This window comes from Pseudomonas macauensis (assembly GCF_047902425.1).
Classification (GTDB): Bacteria; Pseudomonadota; Gammaproteobacteria; order Pseudomonadales; family Pseudomonadaceae; genus Pseudomonas.
Window position 1 is genome coordinate 3,190,361 of sequence record NZ_CP138377.1, and the last position, 22,163, is coordinate 3,212,523.

The 22,163-nt window shown below is 65.2% G+C and carries 16 protein-coding genes; 4 read left to right on the forward strand and 12 right to left on the reverse strand.

Features of this window, described 5'->3' with window-relative positions; genetic code table 11:
* Nucleotides 1-43: 43 nt before the first annotated feature.
* The 4 genes from SD196_RS14740 to SD196_RS14755 all read right to left on the reverse strand — a co-directional run bounded on the left by SD196_RS14740 (nucleotide 44) and on the right by SD196_RS14755 (nucleotide 7,542).
* A complete protein-coding gene (locus tag SD196_RS14740; protein WP_416310315.1) occupies nucleotides 44-3,754 on the reverse strand; it encodes a YadA-like family protein in 3,711 nt (1,236 codons plus the stop codon).
* Between the two features lie 58 nt (nucleotides 3,755-3,812).
* Nucleotides 3,813-4,679: a hypothetical protein gene (locus SD196_RS14745; protein ID WP_416310316.1), complete on the reverse strand. Its 867-nt coding sequence runs from the start codon at nucleotides 4,677-4,679 to the stop codon at nucleotides 3,813-3,815.
* A 107-nt stretch (nucleotides 4,680-4,786) separates the two neighbouring features.
* The gene (locus SD196_RS14750) at nucleotides 4,787-6,382 is read right to left on the reverse strand and encodes a response regulator (protein WP_416310317.1); all 1,596 of its coding nucleotides are present in this window, start codon (nucleotides 6,380-6,382) and stop codon (nucleotides 4,787-4,789) included.
* Between the two features lie 116 nt (nucleotides 6,383-6,498).
* Complete coding sequence (locus SD196_RS14755; protein ID WP_275611702.1) at nucleotides 6,499-7,542, reverse strand: AraC family transcriptional regulator; 1,044 nt, start codon at nucleotides 7,540-7,542, stop codon at nucleotides 6,499-6,501.
* Nucleotides 7,543-7,785: 243 nt separating this feature from the next.
* On the opposite strand from SD196_RS14755, the gene SD196_RS14760 reads away from it, so the two are divergent.
* Nucleotides 7,786-8,733 (forward strand): transporter, encoded by a 948-nt coding sequence (locus SD196_RS14760; RefSeq protein ID WP_416310318.1) that lies wholly within the window; start codon nucleotides 7,786-7,788, stop codon nucleotides 8,731-8,733.
* 67 nt (nucleotides 8,734-8,800) lie between these two features.
* On the opposite strand, the gene SD196_RS14765 is transcribed toward SD196_RS14760, so the two are convergent.
* The 4 genes from SD196_RS14765 to SD196_RS14780 all read right to left on the reverse strand — a co-directional run bounded on the left by SD196_RS14765 (nucleotide 8,801) and on the right by SD196_RS14780 (nucleotide 12,797).
* The gene (locus SD196_RS14765; RefSeq protein WP_416311744.1) at nucleotides 8,801-10,009 is read right to left on the reverse strand and encodes a DSD1 family PLP-dependent enzyme; all 1,209 of its coding nucleotides are present in this window, start codon (nucleotides 10,007-10,009) and stop codon (nucleotides 8,801-8,803) included.
* An 85-nt stretch (nucleotides 10,010-10,094) separates the two neighbouring features.
* Entirely contained in the window at nucleotides 10,095-11,408 is a 1,314-nt protein-coding gene (locus tag SD196_RS14770) for a D-arabinono-1,4-lactone oxidase (RefSeq protein WP_416311745.1), read from the reverse strand.
* A 97-nt stretch (nucleotides 11,409-11,505) separates the two neighbouring features.
* Nucleotides 11,506-11,874 carry a c-type cytochrome gene (locus SD196_RS14775; RefSeq protein ID WP_275611699.1) on the reverse strand — a complete coding sequence of 123 codons (369 nt, stop codon included), beginning with the start codon at nucleotides 11,872-11,874 and terminating at the stop codon, nucleotides 11,506-11,508.
* 236 nt (nucleotides 11,875-12,110) lie between these two features.
* Nucleotides 12,111-12,797, reverse strand: coding sequence for a type 1 glutamine amidotransferase domain-containing protein (locus SD196_RS14780; RefSeq protein WP_275611698.1), 687 nt, complete (start codon nucleotides 12,795-12,797; stop codon nucleotides 12,111-12,113).
* A gap of 394 nt (nucleotides 12,798-13,191) precedes the next feature.
* Here SD196_RS14780 and SD196_RS14785 point away from each other — a divergent pair, with 394 nt between their 5' ends.
* Together SD196_RS14785 and SD196_RS14790 are read left to right on the forward strand one after the other, a co-directional pair.
* Complete coding sequence (locus tag SD196_RS14785) at nucleotides 13,192-14,199, forward strand: acetoacetate decarboxylase (ADC) (RefSeq protein ID WP_416310319.1); 1,008 nt, start codon at nucleotides 13,192-13,194, stop codon at nucleotides 14,197-14,199.
* Between the two features lie 409 nt (nucleotides 14,200-14,608).
* Nucleotides 14,609-15,439 (forward strand): alpha/beta fold hydrolase, encoded by an 831-nt coding sequence (locus SD196_RS14790; protein ID WP_275611696.1) that lies wholly within the window; start codon nucleotides 14,609-14,611, stop codon nucleotides 15,437-15,439.
* A 136-nt stretch (nucleotides 15,440-15,575) separates the two neighbouring features.
* Here the strand turns inward: SD196_RS14790 and SD196_RS14795 are convergent, their stop codons facing one another.
* Nucleotides 15,576-16,607, reverse strand: coding sequence for a sensor domain-containing diguanylate cyclase (locus SD196_RS14795; protein WP_275611695.1), 1,032 nt, complete (start codon nucleotides 16,605-16,607; stop codon nucleotides 15,576-15,578).
* A 309-nt stretch (nucleotides 16,608-16,916) separates the two neighbouring features.
* Between SD196_RS14795 and SD196_RS14800 the strand changes: the two genes are divergently transcribed.
* A complete protein-coding gene (locus tag SD196_RS14800) occupies nucleotides 16,917-17,801 on the forward strand; it encodes a DMT family transporter (protein WP_275611694.1) in 885 nt (294 codons plus the stop codon).
* On the opposite strand, the gene SD196_RS14805 is transcribed toward SD196_RS14800, so the two are convergent.
* The 3 genes from SD196_RS14805 to SD196_RS14815 form a co-directional block, all read right to left on the reverse strand.
* Complete coding sequence (locus SD196_RS14805) at nucleotides 17,798-19,135, reverse strand: MFS transporter (protein WP_275611693.1); 1,338 nt, start codon at nucleotides 19,133-19,135, stop codon at nucleotides 17,798-17,800. The genes SD196_RS14800 and SD196_RS14805 overlap by 4 nt on opposite strands.
* A gap of 92 nt (nucleotides 19,136-19,227) precedes the next feature.
* Complete coding sequence (locus tag SD196_RS14810) at nucleotides 19,228-20,307, reverse strand: C45 family autoproteolytic acyltransferase/hydolase (RefSeq protein ID WP_275611692.1); 1,080 nt, start codon at nucleotides 20,305-20,307, stop codon at nucleotides 19,228-19,230.
* 115 nt (nucleotides 20,308-20,422) lie between these two features.
* Complete coding sequence (locus tag SD196_RS14815) at nucleotides 20,423-22,147, reverse strand: amidohydrolase (RefSeq protein ID WP_416310320.1); 1,725 nt, start codon at nucleotides 22,145-22,147, stop codon at nucleotides 20,423-20,425.
* Nucleotides 22,148-22,163 lie beyond the last annotated feature (16 nt).

A 22,163-nucleotide genomic window follows, 5' to 3' on the forward strand; every position in this document is an offset into this window, starting at 1 on the left:
TCCTGGGGACGGCCCGGCCGAAGCCGGGCCCGGATGGAAAAACTCACCACTGGTAACCGACACCGGCGGCAATGCCGGCATCACCCTGAGTGCTGGAAGTGGCCTGCAGCTTGGTCACCCACTTGCCGTTGTCGGATATCCGCGAGACGCCGACGGCCAGCGCGCCCTGTCCGCGGTAGTTGCCCAGGCCGACGGCGGCCATGCTCGCGCCCGGTACGTAGGGTTGCGGCAAGGTCGCCATGGCCATGGCCCCGGCGATGCCGGCGCTGAGGATGTCGTCCTGTTTCTTCAGGTCGTGGCGCAGCGCGTTGTAGCGGGAGTCGGTGTAGTCGTAGAACTGGTTGGAGATGTCACCCATGCTCTGTTGCAACTGGCTGACGTTCACCGCATCGCTCGGCGCCGTGCCTGCGGCCACGTTGGTGATCTGCCGTTCGTTGCCGGCACTGCCGACGGACACGCTGTTGGCGCGATCGGCCGTCGAGTTCGCACCCAGCGCCACCGAGTTGTCTGCCCCAGCCTTGGCGCCATTGCCCAGTGCCGTGGCGTTCTGGCCGCTCGCCCGCGAACGGGTGCCGATGGCCGCGCTGTTGGCGCCGGCAGCCTCGGCGCCGGCACCGCCGGCAACCGAATCAGCCCCGGTGGACTTCGGCTTGGGCAGGTGGCTGGTGTTGTTCACCTGGAACATGCCGTCGGTGCCGTTCTGCACCTTGCTCACGTCGCCCTCGACGTTGGTCACCCGGTTGTCGAGCTTGCTGACGTTGGTCGTGACGTTGGCGACCTGGGTGTTGACGTTCTGGATGGAGTCGTCGGTGTACTGCTTGGACTCGGCCACGGCGCCGTCGAGCTGGCGCAGGTTGACCGCATCGGTGGCTTGCTTGCCATCGGCGACGTTGCTGAGGGTACGGGTTTCACCGGTGGCGGCATTGCCCACCGAAACGGTGCCGACGCTGGCGTTGGCCGCGTTGGAGTACTTGCCGATGTAGCTTTCCGCGCCACGGCCGTTGTCGCTGGCGCCTTGCCCCAGGGCCACACTGCCATCGGCCGTGGCACTGGCGCCCTCGCCCATGGCGACGGAGCCATTGCCGCTGGACTGGGCGTTCGGACCCACGGCGACGGAATCGGCACCACTGGCAACCGAGTCGGCCTTGGTCGAGTTGGCGTGGAAATACTTGATGCCGCCACCATTGTTGATGCTGGTGATGCTGCCCTCGACGTTGGTGACGCGACCATCGATGTTGCTGACCTGGGCGTTGGTCTCGTTGAGCTGGGACATGTTCACCGCGTCGCTGTCGTTCTCGCCGCGAGCGACGTTGGTGATCCTGGTACCGCCATTTTTGGTCAGGCTGTTATAGGTTGGGCCGCCCAGGGTGATGCTGTCGTGGCTGCTGTTGTCGTACATCACCGCATCAGCCACTGCACCGCTGGTGATGGCCTTGAGCTGGGCGACGTTGACCGCATCGGTGTCGTCGGCACCGGCCGACAGGCCGGTCACGCGGCGGTCGCCGATGTTGACTTCGCCCGTGGCGGTACCGCCCACCAGGTAGGCTTCGTGGCCCAGGGTGCTGCCGTTGGCGATGGAGCCGGCGCCCAGGGCAACGCTGCCGTCATGGCTGGCGATCGCGCCCATGCCGATGGCCACCGAGTCCACGCCAGAGGCGATCGAATCGGTGCCGGTGGAGTTGGCGTGGAAGTACTTGGTGCCGGTGTCGTAGATGTTGGTGACACGACCGTCGAGGTTGGTCACGTCGCCCTGCAAGTTGGTGACGTCGCCTTCCACGTTCGTCACCCGGCCATCCAGGTTGGTGATCTTGTTGGTATTGGCATCCACCTGCTGGTTGGTCGCGTTCAGTTGCGAGCCGTTGACCGCGTCGGTCGAGTCAGCGCTGATGTCGCCTGCGGCTACGTTGGTGATCTTCTGCGCATCGCCCGAGCCATGGCTGGCATCGTAGGCGCCCAGTGCATCGCTCCACTGCAGCGCATCCTGCTGCAGGCTGGTGATGTTGGTGGTGTTCTGGGTTACGCGACCGTCGATGTGGGTAATGGCGTCCCCGACGTTGTTGACCGTCATGCCATCGACGTAATAGGTCGGGGCGGAGATCGAGCCGTCCGGGTTGACCGTCGAACCTCCCCCCATGGCGTTGGCGGTGGAACTGGCCAGGCCATACAACTGGGAACCGTTGACCGCATCGAGGGAGCTCGAGTTGACCGCACCGTTGGCCACATTGTTCAGTACCTGGGCGTTGCCAGGGTTGAGAGCATCGCCGCCGGAGGCGATCAGCGAGAGCTGGTCGGTGCCCGTGCGCTGCACCGGGCCGGCCGTGCCATTGCTGTAGTTGTTGATGGTGTTGGTGACATTGCTGATGTCACTGGTGTTCTGCTCCACCTGCTGGTTGGTTGCATACAGCTGCGAACCATTGACCGCTTCGGACGAGTTGGCGCTGAGGTCGCCGGGGTAGACGTTGATGATCTTCCGGTTACCGGCATCGATGCCATTGAAGGTCACGCTCGGACCGCCATTGATGGTCAGGCCGTTGCCGTCGATCAGCGTATTGCCGGTGGTCACCGAGTTGAACACGGGGTCATCGGCCATCAGCAGTTGCAGGTTGCCGGCGCCATCCACTTCGGTCCGCAGGTTGTTGCCCGAGTAGTTGCCCGTTGTGCTGGCGGCACCCTGGATGACCATTGCCTCACCCAGCTTCTTCTCCACCGAACCGGCGTTGCCGACAAAGGTCAGCGGGGTATTGGCCAGGTCGTTGAGTTGCGAGACGTTCACCGCATCGCTGTCGTTCACCCCATTGGCCAGGTTGGTGATGGTAGTGCCGCCGGTGTGGGTGCTGTTGTCATAGGTGTTGCCACCCAGGGTCACGGTGTTGTGGCTGCCGTCGTCATACATCACCCCGTCGGCGGTGGCACTGCCGACCAGGCCCTTGAGTTGCGCCACGTTGACCGCATCGCTGTCCTGGGTACCGGCGGCAAGGCCGGTGATCTGGCGGAATTTGCCGCTGGCGGCATCACCGACGGCCACGGCGCCCAGCGTACTGCCGGTGGCATTGATGGCGTCGGCCTGAGCTTGTGATGCACCTACAGGGACATAGCCGGCCACGCCGGCTTTGGTCTGGGCAATCGAGCCGGAACCGATGGCGACGCCATCCTGGGCTTGCGCCTGAGCACCGGTGCCCAGTGCCAACGCGTTCTGCTGGCTGGCCACCGCGTTGTTGCCGATGGCAACCGAGTCGACAGCGGTGGCGCGAGTGCCGGTGGGATTGCCCAGCGCATCGGTGCCTACGTTGCCGATTGCCAGGGAGTTGCTGCCGTCGATCTTGTTGTTCAGACCGATGCGGCCACCGTTGACGTACAGCTCGTTACCGAGGGTCAGCGAGTTGGTGCCGTCGGCCTGGCTACCGGTGCCGTAGAACAGCACCCGGCCGGTCTGGGTCGCCTTGTCGTTGGACTTGCAGTTGGTGTTGTTGCCGTCGTACTTCCAGCCCATGTCGCCGCTGACACCGGTGTCATGCACGAACACGCAGCCCGAGTCGGTGCTGTCGTTGACGTACAGGCCGGCATTCCCGGCGATGGCCCGTTCCGTGGCGGAACCGGCGGCAGCCTGGGAATCCATGCCATACAGTCCACCCAGTGCGCCGAGGCTGAGCACGGCCAGTGCGCGCCCTCCCTTGCCGGCGCTGCGGGCGAATTCCGAGGCCACATGCCAGCAATGCTGGGCTTTGGACCAGACGACACGATAAATCCTGTTCATGAGGGGCTCCTTCCAGGGGGCAACCCTGGGGCGGGTAGTGAGAATCCGGGGGAATGAATCAGCGCGAGGACAGCTGCAGGGCGCGGCTGGTCTGGATCAGCAGGGGGCGCTCCATTGCCGTGGGGCGGGACTGCTGAAGGGCTCGCTGGTAAGTGCGCAGCGCAGAGGCGTGGTCCTGGCGGACGTAATCGAGATAGGCGCCGGCAAACAGCCCGGCTTCGGTGCGCAGGTCGCGCTTCACCGCATCGGGGGCTTGCAGGGCGTCGATTTCGGCGAAGACCGCGGAGACGTCGGTCTTGCCCTGATACAGGGCCAGCAGTGCGCGCTGCTGCGCGGTGGCCGGCTGGATGGCGCGGGCCAGCTTCTGCACCCGTGCCTTGGTGGTTTCGGGTTTCACCCCGGCATCACTGGCGGTGCGGGCGGCCAGCCAGAGTTTCCAGAGCCCCGCATAAGCCTTCACCTGCGCGTTGGCCGATTGCCGTTGCAGTTGATCGAAGGCCTTGCGCGATGACTCGAAGCGGCCGAGCTCGGCCAGGTTCACCGCAGCGGGGACGGCAATGACCGCTGCCTGGTCGCTGTCCTTGAGGGCGTCGTAGAACTGCCGGGCGCGCATGTGACGGCCGCTGGCGTCTTCGATGAAGGCCTGCTCGGCCAGGGCGCGGGAGCCGCCCTGCCCTTGGGCGCCGGCCTGGCGGAGCAAGGCCTGGGCGGAGGCAAGGTCGCCCTCCAGCAGCTGCTGATGGGCCAGCAGCACCAGGGGCTGGATCGCTTCGCGGGCGGGGCTGGTCTGGGACGTCGGAGCGGCTTTCTGCGGTGCGCTGTCCGGGGCGCCCAGGGCCGAACCGGTGGCGACCAGCAGGGCCAGCGCCAGCGCGGAAAGCACGCCGGGGCGGCGGGTAACGGAGGCATTCGAGAAGCGGTTCATGGTGGCAACTCCTGAAAGTTTTCGAGTTGCACACATGCTATTAAGCGCTCCGCGCGAGCGAACTCAGAGTCCTCCGGGTACCGCCATCAGAGTTATTCCTCAATCACTCATGCCGGGCCTGCCTGGGGCAGCATCAGTTCGAGCTCGATTTCCACGCGATCATCATGCCGCCCGTGGGCGAAGCTTCCCTCCAGGTACTCCGCCATCCGCCTGCAGTGGTTGAGATCGATGATGCTTTCCGGTGCGGGCTGGCCGCTCAGCTCCATCCTTGCGTGGACCCGGCCCTGTTCACGGACGCGCATGTCGAGGTGGATCAGCGCCGGATGGTCGATATCGGGTTGCAGCAGCCCGAGCGCGGTCGCCATCCATTCGGTGAACGCGCCGGTGTCCAGCCAGACGCGCCGTGCATCGATGCGTTGAACGCCGAACAGCGTTTCCGGCTGGCCGGCCAGGCAGCGCTCGATGAGGGCTGGCAGGTCGCAGGCCTGGGTGGCCGTGGCGACCGATTTTTCCGGCAACTGGCACAGGCGTCGCAACCGTTCCAGGCGGACGTTCAGCGCGGAGAGTCCAGGCGTGGCCGGGTGCAGCCCGAGCGCGGCGACACGCCCGGCCAGCTCCTGCAGCGAAGCCTCGTAGAATTCTGCCTGACGGCGCTCATGCGCCTCGGCGGCAAGCAACTGATCGCGCAGCGTCACCAGTTGCCCCTCGCTCTCGGTGACGTCCTGCAACCCGCCGAGGATCGCACTGGCCCGCCCCTGGTCATCGCGGTACGGCACCATCCAGTAATGCATGACCCTGGCCTCGCCGAATATTTCCACGCGCGTGGTGACCGCCATCGGCACGCCTTCACGGGCGACGCGGGCAAAGCCGTCGGGAAGCGTCTTGCGCACGGCGGGAGGGAACCAGTGGGCATCGGCGAATCCCGAGCCCAGTGCCTCCTCGGCACTGATGCGGTAGTAGTCGAGGAATTTCTGGTTGCAGAACAGCAGTTGCCCCTCTGTCGATCGTACGAACATCGGGTTGGGAGCCGCGTCCACCAGGTGGCGCAACAGGCCCAGCTCCGCCGGGAGCGCAGCGGCCACCACGGAGCCCCCCGCGGGCTCATGGCCGGCCACCAGGCCATTGCGCCGAGCCACTTCGGCCAGTTCGACGTTCGAACTGACATGGAGTTTTTCCAGCAGGTGCGCCTTGTAGGTGCTGACCGTCTTGAAGCTGATGCGCAGCTCTTCGGCGATGCGCAGATTGGTCTTGCCTTCGGCGATCAGCTGCAGCACGGCGGACTCGCGCCGCGTCAGGCAATCCAGCTCGTTGCCACCGCCTGGCTGCATGTGCTCGCGGGCGAAATGGCCGCGCCCCGCGAGGACGTCGGCGATCGCCTTGCGCAGGATCGCCATGTCCTCCTGTTTGCTGACGAAGCCGCTGGCGCCCGACTGGAAACACAGGGGGGCGAAGTGCGCGGCGTTCTGGCGGCTGTAGACCAGCACCTTCTGCGAGGCATCGCGCGCGCGCAGGCGGCGCAGCAGGTCGAGCCCGTCGGAACCGGGCAGTGCGATCTCCAGGATCACCAGTTGCGGCTTGCACTCGCGCGTCAGGCTGAGCGCCGTCGGCACGTCGGCTGCTTCCTGCACGACCTCGTGCCCCATATCCTCCAGCAGATCACGCAGCGCGCTACGCACAATGGGCGTGGCGTCGGCGAGCAGCACCGTAGCCATAGCATCCTTCCCGGCTCGTCCTTCAAGTGCTCAAAGCATAGGCGATGACCGCGCGTTGCAGGCTGTCAGCAACGCGCAGCGGTATCCACTGCATGATGGGCTGCGACTCAGTGCGCCGTTCCCGCCACCTCGTCGCGGCAGGCGGACGGGCTGCGGCCGGTCCAGCGCTTGAAGGCCCGGCGGAAGCCGCGCACGTCACTGTAGCCGAGGGCCTCGGCGATGCGCTCGATGGGCAAGTCCGGGTTGCTCAGCAGACTCATGGCCCGCGCCCGGCGCACCCGCTCCTGCAGCGCGTCGAAGGTCGTCTCGTGTTCGCCCAGGCGCCGGCGCAGGGTGCGGCTGCTCATGTTGAGGTCGGCGGCGACCTTGTCGATGTGGCTGCCATGAGCCAGGTCTCGGGCGATGGCGCGCTCGACCGTTTCCAGCAGGTCCATCTTCTGCTGCACCTGGGCGCACTCCACCTCAAGCAGGTTGAGCGCCTGGCGAAGGGCGACCGGCTGGTGGCTGGGCAGTTGCAGGTCGAGCCAGTGGCTGGCGATCACCATGCGGTTGTGCAGGCAGCCGAAGCGCAGGTTCGGCCCCAGCAGGCGCCGGTACTCGTCCTCGTAGCTCGGCGCGGCATGGGTGAACTCGAAGCGCAGGGGCTGGAACTCGCTGCCGATCAGCGTGCGGTTGTAGACCAGCAGGCTGGCGAAGAACTCCTCCACCGCGAACACCTGGACATCGGCATAGGGCAGGCGGCATTCGACTTCGACGAAGCTCTCCGCGGGGCCTTCGATCAGGTTGCACACCGCCATGCTGCCGGTGGTGTGCTGGAAGCGCCGGCCGATCTCGAAGGCATCGCGCAGGGTCTTGCACAGGGACAGCACGTGGCCGAGCAGGCCGAGGGTGCCGAGCACGTTGTGGTTGCCCACCCAGAGTCCCAGGCCGCGCTCCGGCAGCGCCGCCAGCGCGCGCTGGATCATGCTTACGGCCTGGCGGTAGGAGATGCGCTGGGCCGGGTCCTGCAGTTCCTCGACCGTGAAGCCGAGCCCCAGGCACAGGCGCTCGCTGCTCACGCCCTTTTCGCTGGCGACCTCGGCGAGGGTCTGCAGCAGGAAGGGCGAAACCAGGGCCACGTCGAGCTGGGTGTCGATGGGTGTGCTGGGCATGAAGGCTGTTCCCGAATGCGGGCGCCGGGAGTTCTTGTTCTGGGGGTGGCGCGCGGCGCGGCCATCATAACGCGTTCGCGGGGATGCCAGGACCGGGCGTAACAGAATATTGCAGGCTGTCCGGCAAAGCCCCCCTGATTGTCCGGCAATGCCCTGCTTCATCGAGCCGCCAGCGCTTATTTCTATGGCGCGGTCCGGGCCACGCCCCGGAGCCGTCCGCCAACAAGAACAATGAGCTAACGCATGAACACTATCCGTCTCCCCAGGCTGCCGCTGGCGGCCTCCCTCTTCATTGCCTCGTCCCTCTCGCTGCCGGTCCAGGCCACCGAAAACGGCGTCGACAACATCGGCCCCGGCACCGACGGTTTCTTCGTCCTGCCGCTGGACGTGAACAAGCTGCCGGACCACATGTTCGCCTTCAACCTCTACTACAACCACTACGAGGCGAAGAAGCTGGACATCAGCTCCCTCGGCGGCAAGGTGCCGGGGGTCAAGATCACCTCCGACGCGATCATCCCCCGCCTCGACTACCTGAGCCCCCTGCGGGTATTCGGCGGGCGCCTCGGTGGCTACGTCGCGCAGCCCTACATGCGCCAGCAGGTCGAGATGTTCGGCATGCAGGACCGGCGCGAGAGCCAGGGCGACACCACGGTGGCGCCGATCATCCTCTGGGACATGGGCAAGGACCTGACCATCGGCGCCGCGCTGGAAATCACCCTGCCCACCGGCGACTACGACGCCACGCGCCTGGCCAACACCAGCAACAACTTCTACACCTACAAGCCACTGCTTTCGGCGACCTGGCTGCCCAGCGAGCGCACCGAGCTGTCGGTCAAGGCCACCTACAGCTTCAACGAGGAAAACCCCGACACCGACTACCGCTCCGGCCAGCTCTTCCACTTCGACTACTCGGCCAGCTACCGGGTGACCGACAACCTGCGCCTGGGCGTGAACGGCTACTACCTCAAGCAGACCACCGATGACGAGCAGTACGGCAAGACGGTGACCTTCATGGGCGAGAATGTGGATGACGGCGTACGCGGCCAGGTGTTCGCCATCGGCCCCGCCCTGCACCTGACCTTCCTCAAGTACGCCAGCTTCGAGGTGCGCTGGGCCAAGGAATATGCCGTGGAAAACCGCCCCGAGGGCGAGATGCTGTGGGCCAAGCTGAACCTGCCCTTCACCCTCTGAGTTCTTCGCGGACAGAAAAAAACCTCAGGTCATCGACCTGAGGTTTTTTATTGGGCGGAGCCGGCGTTCAGCTATAGACCGGCCAGTGCTCGACGATGCGGCCGCCGCGCACCGCCAGCAGGTTGCCGAACTGCAGCAGGATCGACTCTGACTGGGTCGGCCGCAGGAACACCTGGTCGTCCACCTTGAGCCCCACGGCGCTGGAGCCGTTGACCATCTCCTGGTTGGAGCTGCGCCCGTACAGGCCGTTGAATTGCAGGCCAGCAGGCGACTCGGGCTCGGCCAGCCAGTTGCCGCCGTAGATGAAGAAGGTCCCGCGCTGGTTCGGGTCCCACCAGGAGAGCAATGCCGACCTGTCGTCCAGCGCCGGAATCTCCACCGCCCCGGTACTCTTGAGCACTGGCGTGGCGATGAAGGCTGCGGGCTGGTGCTCCACCAGCGACGGCAGGTCGTAATGAGTCGGCTTGACCAGCGCCGAACCCACCGACACCTCGCTGCTGGTGCGCTCGTGCTCGTGCATGCGGTAGCTCGGGCTGCCAGCGGTGTTGAGCGTCAGCCCCGGTTTCCAGAGCGCGGCATGTTGCGTGCGGGCGTAATCGACGAAGCCATCGTAGAGCTTCATGACTTTGGCGAAGAGTTCTTCCGGCGAACCGAGGATGCCGGGCACGCCCATGCCGACGAAGGGGTCGTAGCCCATGAAGCCGGCGAACTCCAGGTGCTGCGGATTCGCGCCGATCATCGTGAGCATCCGCCCCAGGGTTGCGTGATCAGCCACGCCGCCACGGTGCAGGCCGACGTCCAGCTCGATATTGATCCGCATCCGGGTGTTCAATCCCTGCGCCAGCGCCAGGTACTGCTGCAGGCGCTCGGGGGTGTCCAGCAGCCATTGCAGCTGGGTCGTCGGATCGAACGGGCCGCGAAGGTTCTGGTAGAACTCCTGTGCCGAGCGCACCGGCAGCGGCTTGCCCAGCAACAGGTCGGCGTCGGGGAAGCGCTCGGCATCGTGGTTGAGGAAAGGCTGGTGGAACGACATCAGCCGGCGGGTGCCGGCGCGCCTGGCGATGTAATCGAGCAGTTGCGGCGATGGCAGGGACTTCTCCACCAGCCGCAGCTGCTTGCCGGCGCGGCGAACCGACTGCATCACCACGTCGACGTTGTGATCCAGCCGGTCCAGGTCGATCAGCATCACCGGGCGCATCGGCCCGTGCTCGCGCAACTCGCGGTTCAGCCGGGCGAAGTAGTCGCTGTACGGAGCGCCCTTGTCAGACGGGCGCAGCCAGGCGCCGGCACCGGCGAGCAGGACGCCCGCTCCGGCCGCGCCGACGATGAAGTGGCGTCGCTTCATGCACTCTCCTTCCTTGTCAGGCCACACCCAGGATCGAGGCCAGGTGGGCATTGAGGAACTTGCCCTGCGGGTCCAGCGCCTGGCGTACCTCGGTGAATTCCTTCCAGCGCGGGTAGAGCGGTTGCAGGGTCCGCGCGTTCAAGGTGTGCAGCTTGCCCCAGTGCGGTCGCCCCGCATACTTCCAGAAGATCGGTTCGATCGCCGCGAAGAAGTTGTGGTGGTCCATGCTGTAGTGCTGGTGCACGGAGATGGAACAGCTGTCGCGGCCCTCGAACATGCTCAGGGGAATGTCGTCGGCCTTCACGTAGCGGTACTCGATGGGGAACCAGGTGCGCAGGTCCTTGTCGCGGATTTTCTTGAGGATTTCCCGCAGGCAGGCCGGGCCGTGCTCCGCCGGCACCGAGTATTCCATCTCGTTGAAGCGCACGTTGCGCACGTTGGCGTAGATCTCGTAGGAGTCGCCGACGCGGTCGTCGAAGCTGGCGATGTGGCGCAGGCTGTTGAGCAGAGCCCGGCGCGCGGCCGGGAAATCGCTGCCGTACTTGTCGAGGCTCTCGATGATGCTGACGAACTCGTTGCCGCCCTCCTCGGCAGGGTCCAGCGGCGGTGTGGCCGGGTCGGTGGTCTCGTTCAGGGCGACGGACAGCGCGTAATCGGAATGGGTGATCACCAGCATTTCCCAGTGCCGGTTCTCGCGGGTGTTCTTCTCCACGTCCTCCAGCAGCTCCTCGGTCTTCGCAATCCACTGCCGCTCGCGCAGGCGATAGGCCTCGCGGTTCTGCAGGCGTACCCGGGTGGCCACACCGAAGGCACCGAGGGACACCCGCGCGGCATTGAATACCTCAGGGTGGCGCTGGGCGTCGCAGTCCAGCACTTCGCCGCTGGCGGTCACCAGTTGCAGTCCGGTGACGTGGGAGGAATAGGAGCCGAAGCCAACGCCGGTGCCGTGGGTCGAGGTAGAGATCGCCCCGGCCAGGGTCTGGTAGTCAATGTCGGCCATGTTCGGCAGCGCCTGACCGACCGCCTTCAGCGCCGCGCCCATCTGCGACATCGGCGTGCCGGCGGCGAATTCCGCCTGCAGCGTCCTGGTGTCGTGGCCGAGCAGACCGTTGAAGTAGCTCAGCGACACCAGCGTGCCGTCGGTAGGCACCAGGGCGCTGAAGGAGTGCGCCGAGCCCACCGGGCGCACCTTGCCCTGGGCCTGGCGGATGACCTGCACCAGTTCGTCCAGGTTCTGCGGCGCCAGGCGCGCCTGGGGCAGGCAGCTCTGTGCGCCGGACCAGTTGCGCCAGGGGATCAGGCGTGGCGTGCGGGCCAGCTCGGCCGCCATCGGAGTGGTGGAAAGCGCCGCGAACGCGCCGGCAACGCCAGCGCGCTGCAGCAGTTGGCGGCGGGTGAGATGAATTGCCATCGAGAGGACCCTGTACTTATTGGATTGGCTGGCCGGACATGAAGGAAATCAGCGCGAGGAACTCGTCCTCCGAGCACTGCATGCACATCCCCATCGGCGGCATGCCCTTGTAGCCATTGATGCTGTGGTCCAGCAGGCTGTCCGCGCCCTGGGCGACGCGGGGGCTCCAGGCCTTGGCATCGCCAACCAGCGGCGCCCCGGAGGCCGGGTTGGCGTGGCACAGTTTGCAGCTGCTGTCGTAGATCTTCGCCAGGGCGGGGTCGGCGGGAACCAGGGTGGCGGTGTTGCGAGGAGTGGGTGGCGCGGCGTCTTCTCCGCAGCCGGCGAGCAGTCCGGCCAGGGCCAGCAAGGCAGCCGGCAGCAGCGGTGTTCCGGGTTTTGGCATAGTGCTCCCCTCTTCTACCGCGCCGGGTGGCGGCACGGATTCTTGTTGTCATGGGCAGGGAGCAACGTTAAGTCAGGCGCCAATCGTGGCGGAGGGCATTGGCGGACAGCGAAGGGGGTTAAAGGGGACAGCAGGAAAACCCATCGCCGGGCCTGCCGCCCTCGCCTCCCGGCAACCCAGGCCCCGAGGACCCGATTGCAGCGCGCCGGCAGATACCGCGACGGCGCGCTGCGCGGTCATTTCAGTAGCGCCACCACCTGCTCCGCCGTCGCCTTCGCGGACTGAGGGTTCTGCCCCGTAACCAGTCGACCGTCGACGATGACATTGGAGACGAATGGCAGCAAAGCCTTCTCGTAGCGGGCGCCCCGGCGCTTCATCTCCGCTTCGGAGTTGTAGGGCACTTGCCTGGCAACACCGGCCAGCACTTCCTCGTTCCAGGAATAACCGGTGAGCCGCCGACCGGCGACCAGCAGGCTACCGTCCGACAACCTGGTATTCAGCAACCCGCAGTAACCATGGCAAACGGAAGAGACGACGCCTCCTCGCTCATGGATTTCGCGAGTGAGCCTCTGCAATCCGGAGTCGTCGGGAAAGTCCCACATCACGGCATGGCCGCCGGTGAAATAGATGGCATCGAAGTCAGCGGAGTCGATCTCCTCCGGTCGCGCGGTCGTCGCCAGGCGCCGCATGCTCGCCTCGTCGTTCAACCACGCCTTGGCCGTGCGGTCGAGAAGCGGCCATTTCAGCGAGCGCGGCTCCAGGGGCGATACGCCCCCCTTGGGGCTCACCAGGTGCTGTTCATACCCGTTTGCGGCAAAGACGTGGTACGCATGGGTCAGCTCGCCCAACCACAATCCGGTCGGCTTGGACGGGTCAGCGTAGTGGGCGACGTTGGTAACGACGTGAAGAATGCGCTTGCTCATGTTCTCGAGTGCCCTCTGTTTCCCCAGCTTGTGCCTTGAATCGTCCACGGAGTCGGCGGGTTCGATGCGATCCGCGCATCCCTGCCTGCGGACCGCGCCGCTCCTCGCCAGCCACAATCACTCTAAGGTTGAACTCAACTTCAAGGTCAAGGCTGCGTTTCCTTATTGCGGACATTCACGGGATTTATCGAGGCCGCCCCATGCATGACTCAAAAACCCGGAAATCGCCTCGAATCCCCCTGATCCACGCGCCTCGCCGCCCGACTCTCCAGAAACGAAAAGCCATGTCCTGGCGACCTTGACCTTAAAGTTCAGTTCAAGGTTAGGGTGCCACCGGCAAGCCGCTCAATAGCGTGCCGCAAGTGCCACGCATGACTCTGGAGATACTCGAACCATGAAACTCGGAAGTGTTGCCGCAATAGCCGGACTTTTCGTGAATGCCCTGGCGGCCCACGCATGGGCTGACGTCCCGGCAACGAATAGCCAGGCGGAAAGTACGATCATCACTATCGCCGGCCATGAAGTACCCGTGGTCAAGGGCGGCCTGTATGACCGATACCGTTCAAACCCACCGCTCTCGGTGATTGCCGCCGAAGCTCCGGATGTCGACCTGAGCTGGTTCAAGGGGCTGACCAAGACCAGGGTGGATATCGGCTTCGAGTCCTATTCGCCTAACTTCTACTACCGGAACAGCAGGGTGACAGCTGTCTTTACGGCGGACATCGAGAAGCTGAAGGAACTGATGCCGGCCAGGGTCCTGGAGAAAGTGCAGCCACTCCAGGTATGGCCGGGGCGCGGCCTGGTCGCCTTCACTGCCTACTCCTATCACTACTGCGACAATGACAGCTACAACGAAGTCGCACTCTCCGTGGTCACCAGCAAGCCCGGCAATGCCAATCTTGGTCCCATCACGCTGATCGGCCAGTCGATATCCAAGGATTACTGGGGGTATGTACTCAAGCTCCCGGTGAACACCGAACTGGCAAGGGTCCGCGGGGTCGTGGGCTACAACCTGCCCAAGTGGCTTACCGGTATCAACGTCAGGGAAGACGACCACACGGTCTCCTACGACATCATCGATAGCCAGACCGGCAAAGTGGATGTCGTCTTCAAGGCCGACAAACTCTCCGGTCTCTCGAAGGACGACGAGCTGGTAACCAACAGCTTTACCAATACCGACAGGAACGGCGAGTTGACCTATGGATACGCGGTTTCGCGACAACTCAGCCATGCAAGCAGCACCGATGGCGACGCGGCGACACTGATCCTCGGCGACGGAAGTCTCTCGGAGTACATCAAGCCGCTGAAACTGGGGAAAATGATGAAGTACGAGTACGTTCCGGAATTCCAGAGCGCGCTGTATGCCCCCAGGCCGCTTGCCACGTTGATCGGCAAGGACTGAACGTCCGGCGGATGAAGCCAGGCCCATCGGGCCTGGTTTTCCAGGGCAAGCCCCCCCAATCCTCATGCCGCCCCACAAAAAGCATTGACCTTAAAGCTTACTTTAATCCTAGAGTGATCTAACGGCTCAGCGTTGGGGCGCCTTGCGCAGTACGACCGACAACGCCACCGCCGCTCATGGAAGAGGCCCCGACAAGCGCCGACCGGCAACGCCCCGGAAGGCGCGCCGTTCCCGGGGGAGCCTGGACAAGGCCGTTCGCAGCGCAGGCGTCAAAGCCACTGCGGCCCGTCGCCTCGATCGAACCGCCACCTGTCCGGCGAGAGCGGAAAAGAACTCCCGTTACGAGCGGCAATGACCAGCACTGTTGATTGCTGCGTGCCGAACTCCACCCACCACAGGAGATGCAAACATGGGATACGTCACGACAAAGGACGGCGTAGAAATCTTCTACAAGGACTGGGGCCCGCGCGATGCCCAGGTGATCCACTTCCACCACGGTTGGCCACTCAGTGCCGACGACTGGGATGCCCAGATGCTGTTCTTCCTGGCCAATGGCTTCCGCGTGGTCGCACACGATCGTCGCGGACATGGTCGGTCGAGCCAGGTGTGGGACGGACACGACATGGATCACTACGCCGATGACGTGGCCGCGGTGGTCCAGCATCTCGGCACCCAGGGGGCCATTCATGTCGGCCACTCCACCGGCGGCGGCGAGGTCATCCACTACATCGCCCGTCACCGCGAGGACCCTGTGCCCAAGGCCGCCATCATCAGCGCCGTTCCGCCGCTGATGGTGAAGACCGCGAGCAATCCCGGCGGCCTGCCCAAGGAGGTCTTCGATGACCTCCAGGCCCAGCTCGCGGCCAACCGCGCACAGTTCTATCACGACATCCCCGCCGGCCCCTTCTATGGCTACAACCGCCCGGGTGCCAAACCTTCGGAAGGCATCATCCGGAACTGGTGGCGGCAAGGCATGATGGGCGGCGCCAAGGCACACTACGACGGCATCGTCGCCTTCTCGCAGACGGACTTCACCGAAGACCTGAAGAGCGTGACCATCCCGGTCCTGGTGATGCACGGCGATGACGACCAGATAGTGCCCTATGAGAACTCGGGCCTGCTGTCGGCGAAGCTGCTCAGGAACAGCACGCTGAAAACCTACTCCGGCTTCCCCCACGGAATGCCAACCACCCACGCCGACACCATCAACGCCGATCTGCTCGCCTTCGTGCGCGGCTGACAGGCGCGGGAGCCAGGAGCTTGCCGCCTGGCTCCCCTCTTTTCGCCATTTGCGCCATTGCCAGGGTGGGTGATTCGCTGGGAGCCTGTCCCTTCTCAGGCCCGGCCGGCCTGCATGACCTCCAGGCAGACCGTTACTACCCGGCCACCTTTCGCTGCTGCTTCACCTTGTACATTTCCCGATCGGCCAGCTTGATGGCCTCATCCACGTCCACGTTATCGGGTTGCACCGCAACGACGCCGACGCTGGCGCCGCTGTACTGGATGTCCCCGTGTCCAACCCCCAACTGGTAACGCCCGATGGTCGCGTTCGCCAATCGATCCTGCAGCAGATGGGCTGCATGCAGCATGTCGTTCTCGGGGGCCTGCCGCGGGTCGAACGAGCCGAGCGCGATCACGATGAACTCATCGCCACCGGTACGCCCCAGAATGTCGCTGGAACGCAGGCTGTCCTGCAGCCGGCCGGAAACGCCCTGCAAAAAGGCATCTCCGGCGTGATGACCATGGGTATCGTTGATGTACTTGAACCCATCCAGATCCACGACGCCGACCAGCACGTACATCCGCTCGCGCCTGGCCAGCGCGAACGTACGCTCGAGTTCGCCCAGGATGGCGCGCCGGTTAGGCAACCCCGTCAGGGAGTCCGTCAGCGCCAGCTTCGCCAGTTCCGCGTTCGCGGTTTGCAGCCGTTCGACCAGCAGCTCCCGCTCCAGGGAATACCCCAACAGTCCGGAAAGCAGCCTCAGGATCGGCTCCACCTCTGGCGTACGGGCGATCTTCGATGAACTGGCAGCGCAAACCGTCCCGAGCACCCGGCCATCCTGGGCGGTGATCGGGGCGCTCACATAGGTTTTGATGCCCAGCGCCTTGGCGGCATCCGAATCCCCCCAGCACTGCGCAACGTCGTCGGAGTACAGACGCTTCTCCTCCAGCGCGCGCTTGCACAAGGTGTCTTCCCAGGGCACCACCAGCCCCTCGGGAATTTCCATCTTGCCAATGTTGCGCGCGAACTCCACCCGCTGCACGCCGTGCTCGATGTCGATGGTCGTCAGGTAGGTGGACTCCATTCCCGTCACCCTTTCGAGCAGGGCCAGCAATGGACGTGTGAGTTGCTCTACGGTTTTGGCTTTAGGGACGGTCTCGGACAGGAACGACAGAATCTGATCCATGCGGGAGCTTCGGCAGCAGTGTGAAGGTATGGCGATTGATAGCAAAACACCTGGGCCATGAACAGCCATTCGAGAAGCACCCGGCAGCTCGGCGAAGAAGAAATCCCCCGACAAAGGCGAACGGTTCGCAGAAAGGTGCGGCAGAACTGGACGACTCACCAGTGCAATGGCTTCGCAAGCGTGAGTAAAGCGACGCAGGCAGACAGAGAAACGTCGATCTACCGCCTTCCCAAGGATCACGGACGACCGGCAAGATAGTCCGACTCGCCGCCGCGCTTCGGTGGCCCAACTTCCTGCCTTGGAAACTCCATGCAACCGCGCGACCTTGCCGCCTACCTGTTCCTCGCGATCGGCTGGGGGCTGTCCTTTCTGGTGTTGCTAAAGGCCATTGCCGGCTTCGGCTGGGTCGGCGCAGTGAGCTTCCGTGCGTTGATCGCCAGCTTCACGCTGCTGGCAGTGGCGAAGCTATCCGGGCGCAGGATGAACTTCGAAGGGCTGTGGAAGCCGCTGTGCGTGGTGGGCGCCACCACGGTGGCCGGCCAGTTGATCGGCATGACCTACGCCACCCCGCGCATCGGCACCGCCATGGCGGCCATCTTCGTTGCAGGGATTCCGCTGTTCTCCATGCTCATCGGGCGCGTCTGGGGGCTGGAACGGATCACCTGGAGCGGCCTTGGCGGGCTGCTTCTGGGCTTCTTCGGCATGGTGCTGCTGGTGGGTTTCCCGGCGGTGCCGGTGACCCATGAGTTCATCCTCGGTTGTGCGGCATCCGTGTTCGGCGCCATCTGTGCGGCCTTCGGCAGCAACTATGCGAGCCTGCGCCTGCGCACGGCGGGTCCCTGGGAAGTAACCTGCGGGGCCTTCCTCATCGGCGGCCTGCTGACCCTACCGCTGCTGGTCTGGGTGCCGGTGCCCGGCACGCCGCAGCTGATGGACTTCCTCTACCTGCTGCTGTGCGGCTGCGTGCTGAGCGCGGTGAACTACGTGGTGTATTTCCAGCTGGTGGCGCGAATCGGGGCGACGCGCACCATCAGCGTGGAATTCGTGGTCACGGTAGTAGCCGTGCTGGTCGGCGCGCTGGTGCTGGGCGAAAGCCTGTCGCTGGTCCAGGGCCTGGGCGCGCTGACCATCCTGGCCGGCTGCGCCCTGGTCCTGGGGCTGGTGCCCGGCGCCAGACCGCGCGCAGCCCGTTAACCCACCTGCACTTGCGCGGCGCCCGGCGCCGCGTCGTCACGGTCGATCTCTTCCATCGGCAAGCGCGAGGTTTCACGCAGCATCCAGGAGCAGAACGCCACCAGCGCCAGGGCCGCCGCGCCATACAGCGCCACGCCGAAGGGATTGCGCCCGGTGGCGATGAGGATGGCGGTGGCGATGCTCGATGCCGTGCCGCCGCCCACTGCAGCGCCGATCTGGTAGCTGAAGGAGATCCCCGAGTAACGCATCTCACGCGGGAACTGCTCGGCCAGGAACGCCGGGATCGGCCCCTGGGTCGCGCCCATGAAGAAGCCCACGGCAATGTAGGCCAGCAGCGCCAGAGCCAGGTTGTGCGCACCGATCATGGGGAAGAAGGCGAACAGCCCCAGGGCCATGATGGCCGCACCGAAGATCATCACGTTACGACGGCCGAAACGGTCCGACAGATGCCCGAAGAACGGCGCCGAGACGACGATGGCCACCGACAGGGAGAAGTCGAACAGCAAGGCTTCGCTGCTGCTGTAGCCGATGTCGGTCGCGTAGGCGAGGAAGAAGGTACTGCCGATATAGGCGATGGTGACGTAGCCGAAGGCGATACCGATGCACAGCAGCAGCTCGCGCGGGCGACGGCGGAAGGCTTCCATCAGCGGCATGCGCGCCTGGACCTTGGCTGCGGCCTTGGGCTGCGGCTCTGCGCTGTTCTGCAGGCGCGCGTAGAGGCCTATCAGCACCAGCACGCCGCCGAGCCAGAACGGGATGCGCCAGCCGATGCCGGTGAGGTCGTCGTTGAAGGCGAAGCTGACGATGGCGAACACCGCCGAGCCGAAGATGCCGCCGATACCGATGCCCATGCTGGTGAAGCTGCCCCATAGGCCGCGTCGGCCCTTAGGTGCTACTTCAATGCCGAACAGCGCCGCCCCGCCCCACTCGCCGCCGGCGGCGAAGCCCTGCACCAGGCGTAGCAGCACCAGCAGGATGGGGGCGGCGGCGCCGAGCGCCGCATGGGTCGGCAGGAAGCCGATCAGCAAGGTGCTGGTGCCCATCAGCACCAGGGTGGCGACCAGCGCCTTCTGCCGGCCGTAGCGGTCGCCCAGGTGGCCGAACACCACGCCGCCCAGGGGACGGGCGAAGAAGCCCGCGCCGAAGGCCGCGAAGGCGATCAGTACGGCGGTGAGGCGATCCATGCCGGGGAAGAACAGCTGCGGGAAGACCAGCGCGGCGGCGTAGCCGTAGATGATGAAATCGTAGAACTCCAGCGCGGTACCCATGCCGGAGACGCAGAAGGTGCGAAAGGCCGAACGGGACCCCGGTGCGGCGGGTGTGTGATCGATCATGGCGGTTCACTCTTGTTTTTGTGGCAACACGAAACCCGCGTAGCGGCCGGAGGGCCGCCACGGGGCGCAAGGGTGGAGCGGGAAGGAAAACGTCAGAAGCGCAGGAAACCTTCGTCCGCCAGCTTCTTCGGCGTACCGGCGACGTACTCCAGGGCACAGCCCACGGTGTCGATGCCGACGCTCAGCAGGGTTTCCCAGCGCTCGGTGTCCGGCTCGGACATATCCGGGTGGAAGCACACGATGGCCTGGTCGCCCTCGGCGCCGCAGAAGGCGGCGGCGCGTTCGCGCAGGCCTACGCCTGTCATCCCGGCGGTGCCGGCCTTGAGGTGGTCCAGGCGCGCGTAAGTGGTGGACACGTCGGCGGTGCGCTCGCCCCAGCTCAGTTCTCCGTCGAGGAAGTGGTTGGTGTGCAGCAGCCAGCCATCCTCGCGAGGCACCACCACGGAGGTGTGCGCCGGACTCATCTCGATGCTGGCGGCACGGGCGCGCACGTCTTCACGGGTGAACACGCTGAGCACGGTGGACGCGCTGACCCGCGCCGAACGCGCCATCTCGACGGCCTCGGTGACGCTGGTGGCTTCCTCCAGCACGCGGCGGGCGATGGCGTGGACCGGTACGCCGGCGCTGCCGTTGTCGCTGGCGTGGTGCAGGATGTTGAAGTGCACGCCCAGGCCCGCACTGTTCACGCCGATCTTGCCGAGCATGCCGAACTCAGTGAACAGCTTGGCGGTCAGGCCGGTGGCGCCGGGGAACTGCAGCAGCAGGCCCTGGGGCACCAGGCTGTCGTGCCAGTCCCAGGTCTGCAGGCTGCGCGGCGCGGCGGCGCCGGCGGGTGCATGGATGGAGGTGGAGCACTCGCCTTCCACCGGCTGCTGCGGCATCACCGCCAGTACTTCGGTGCGTGCGTTCAGCGCGGCCAACTGCCACAGCGGCAGGCCGACGCCCAGGGCGAGGCCTTCGACTTCCTGCGCCAGCGCCGGGCACCAGTCGGCCAGCGCAGCCAGGCTGCCTTCACCGATGGTACGGGCCTTGTCGATCTCCACACCTGCGCGCGGAAAGAAGTCCAGGTACAGCGCCACGGTCTGGCGGATCTGCTCGGCGAAGGTTTCGCCGATCTGCCGGCCACGCTGCAGCGGGTCGCGGATGTCGGTGGTGAAGGTATGAAGAATCACGGCAAGGCTCCTGCAATTGCTATTTCAACGACGGGTATTTCAATGACTGCTGTTTCAATGAACAGGAGCGCCGGAGCGCTCCGGGTGGATCAGGGTTTGTCGTCCGTCCTTGTAACTATGGGCGACTATAGACTTCGCGGCCGGCGAACCAGGTCTTGAGCACCTGGGTATCCCGCAGGGCCTCGGGTTTGACCTTGAACACGTCGCGGTCGAGCAGGATCAGGTCGGCCTGCTTGCCCGGCTTGAGCGAACCGATGCTGTCTTCAAGACGCAGGGTGCGCGCGGCATTGAGGGTGTAGGCCTGGAACATGGTCATGCGGTCGACCTCTTCGCCGGCGTTGAGTACGCCTTTGGGGCCTACGCGCTCCAGCGCCTGGTAGATGGCCTTCCACGGGTCGGGCGTGGTGATCGGCCAGTCGCTGGCGCCGGCGATGGTCGCGCCGTTCTTCAGCAGCGAATGAGCCGGGTACAGGGTCTTGAAGGTCGCGGCGCTGACGTAGGGCTTGAGCAGGTCGACGCTCATTTCGTCGGCGGCGGCCCAGAACAGTTGCATCGAAGCGATCACGTCGAGTTGCTTGAAGCGCGGGTAGTCTTTCGGGTTGACCACTTCCAGGTGGGTGATGGAGTGCGGGATGCCGCTGTGGCGATCCTTGCGCGCCTGCTCGATGCCATTGAGCGATTCGCGCACCGCGCGGTCGCCGATGGCATGGATGTGCACCAGCCAGCCGCGGGCGTCGGCGGCGCTGACCAGTTCGCCGAAGTGTTTCGGGTCGATCAGCAGCTCGCCGGATTTCTTCGAGTTGCTGTAGGGCTCGAGCATCGCCGCGCTCTGCGCCGGCATCTCGGCCACGCCGTCGGCAAAGATCTTGATGCCCGGCAGGGTCAGGTTGTTCACGCCGCGGAACTGCTGACGCACCTTGTCCAGCTCGTCGAGGTCGGCCGGAGTGGCCTTGGAGTCGGCCATCAGCAGCGCGGCGACGTGCGCGGTGAGTCCGCCCTGTTCCGACAGCGCCTTGTAGGCCGGCAGCACGCCGACAGAGTCGTTGTGGATGTCGCCACCGGGATTCTCGTTCGCCAGGGGCTCCATCCAGGCGGTGATGCCGAGGCCCAGGTAATAGCTCTGGGCGTCTTTCAGCGCGGCGAGAAGTTCATCGTCGGTCGGCAGGGGCAGCAAGGCCTGGACCGGGTAAAGGCCGGCATCCACCAGGAAGCCGTTGGGCTTGCCGTCGGCGCCGTGGCCGATGGTGGCCTGTTCTTCCCCTTGCAGCGACTTGACCTTGGCAGCGTCGACCCCGGCCAGGTCCAGCAGCGCCTGGTTGGCCCAGCCGGTATGGTAATCGCCGCCGGCCAGCAGGATCGGCTGCTTGGCCCACTCGCCCTGGTTGAAGCGCTGCTGCAGTTCGTCGATCCGGTCCCAGTACGAGGTGGGAATGCCACCGACATAGAGGAACTTCCCGCGCCGCGCGCGGCCATCGTCGCGCCACTGGCGCAGCTTGTTCTCCAGTTCGGCGAGCGGCAGGTCCTCGTTGTTCAGGTTGGCCTGCAGCATCTGCAGACCGCCCTTGACCAGGTGGGTATGGGAATCGATGAAGCCGGGCATCAGCACCTGGCCGTGCAGGTCGATGACCTTCGTTTCCGGCTGCTTGAGCTTGAGGATCTGCGCATCGGAACCGACCGCGAGGATGCGGCCGTTCTCCACCGCCACCGCCTGCTGCAGCGCTTGCCCCGGCTCGGCGGTATAGACCTTGCCGCCATGGAGGATAAGGTCGGCGGCGGCCATACTTTCCATCGAGGAAAAAGCGCAGGCCGCGGACAGCAGCGTCGGAATCAGTAGTTTCATCGCAGATCCTTAGTTA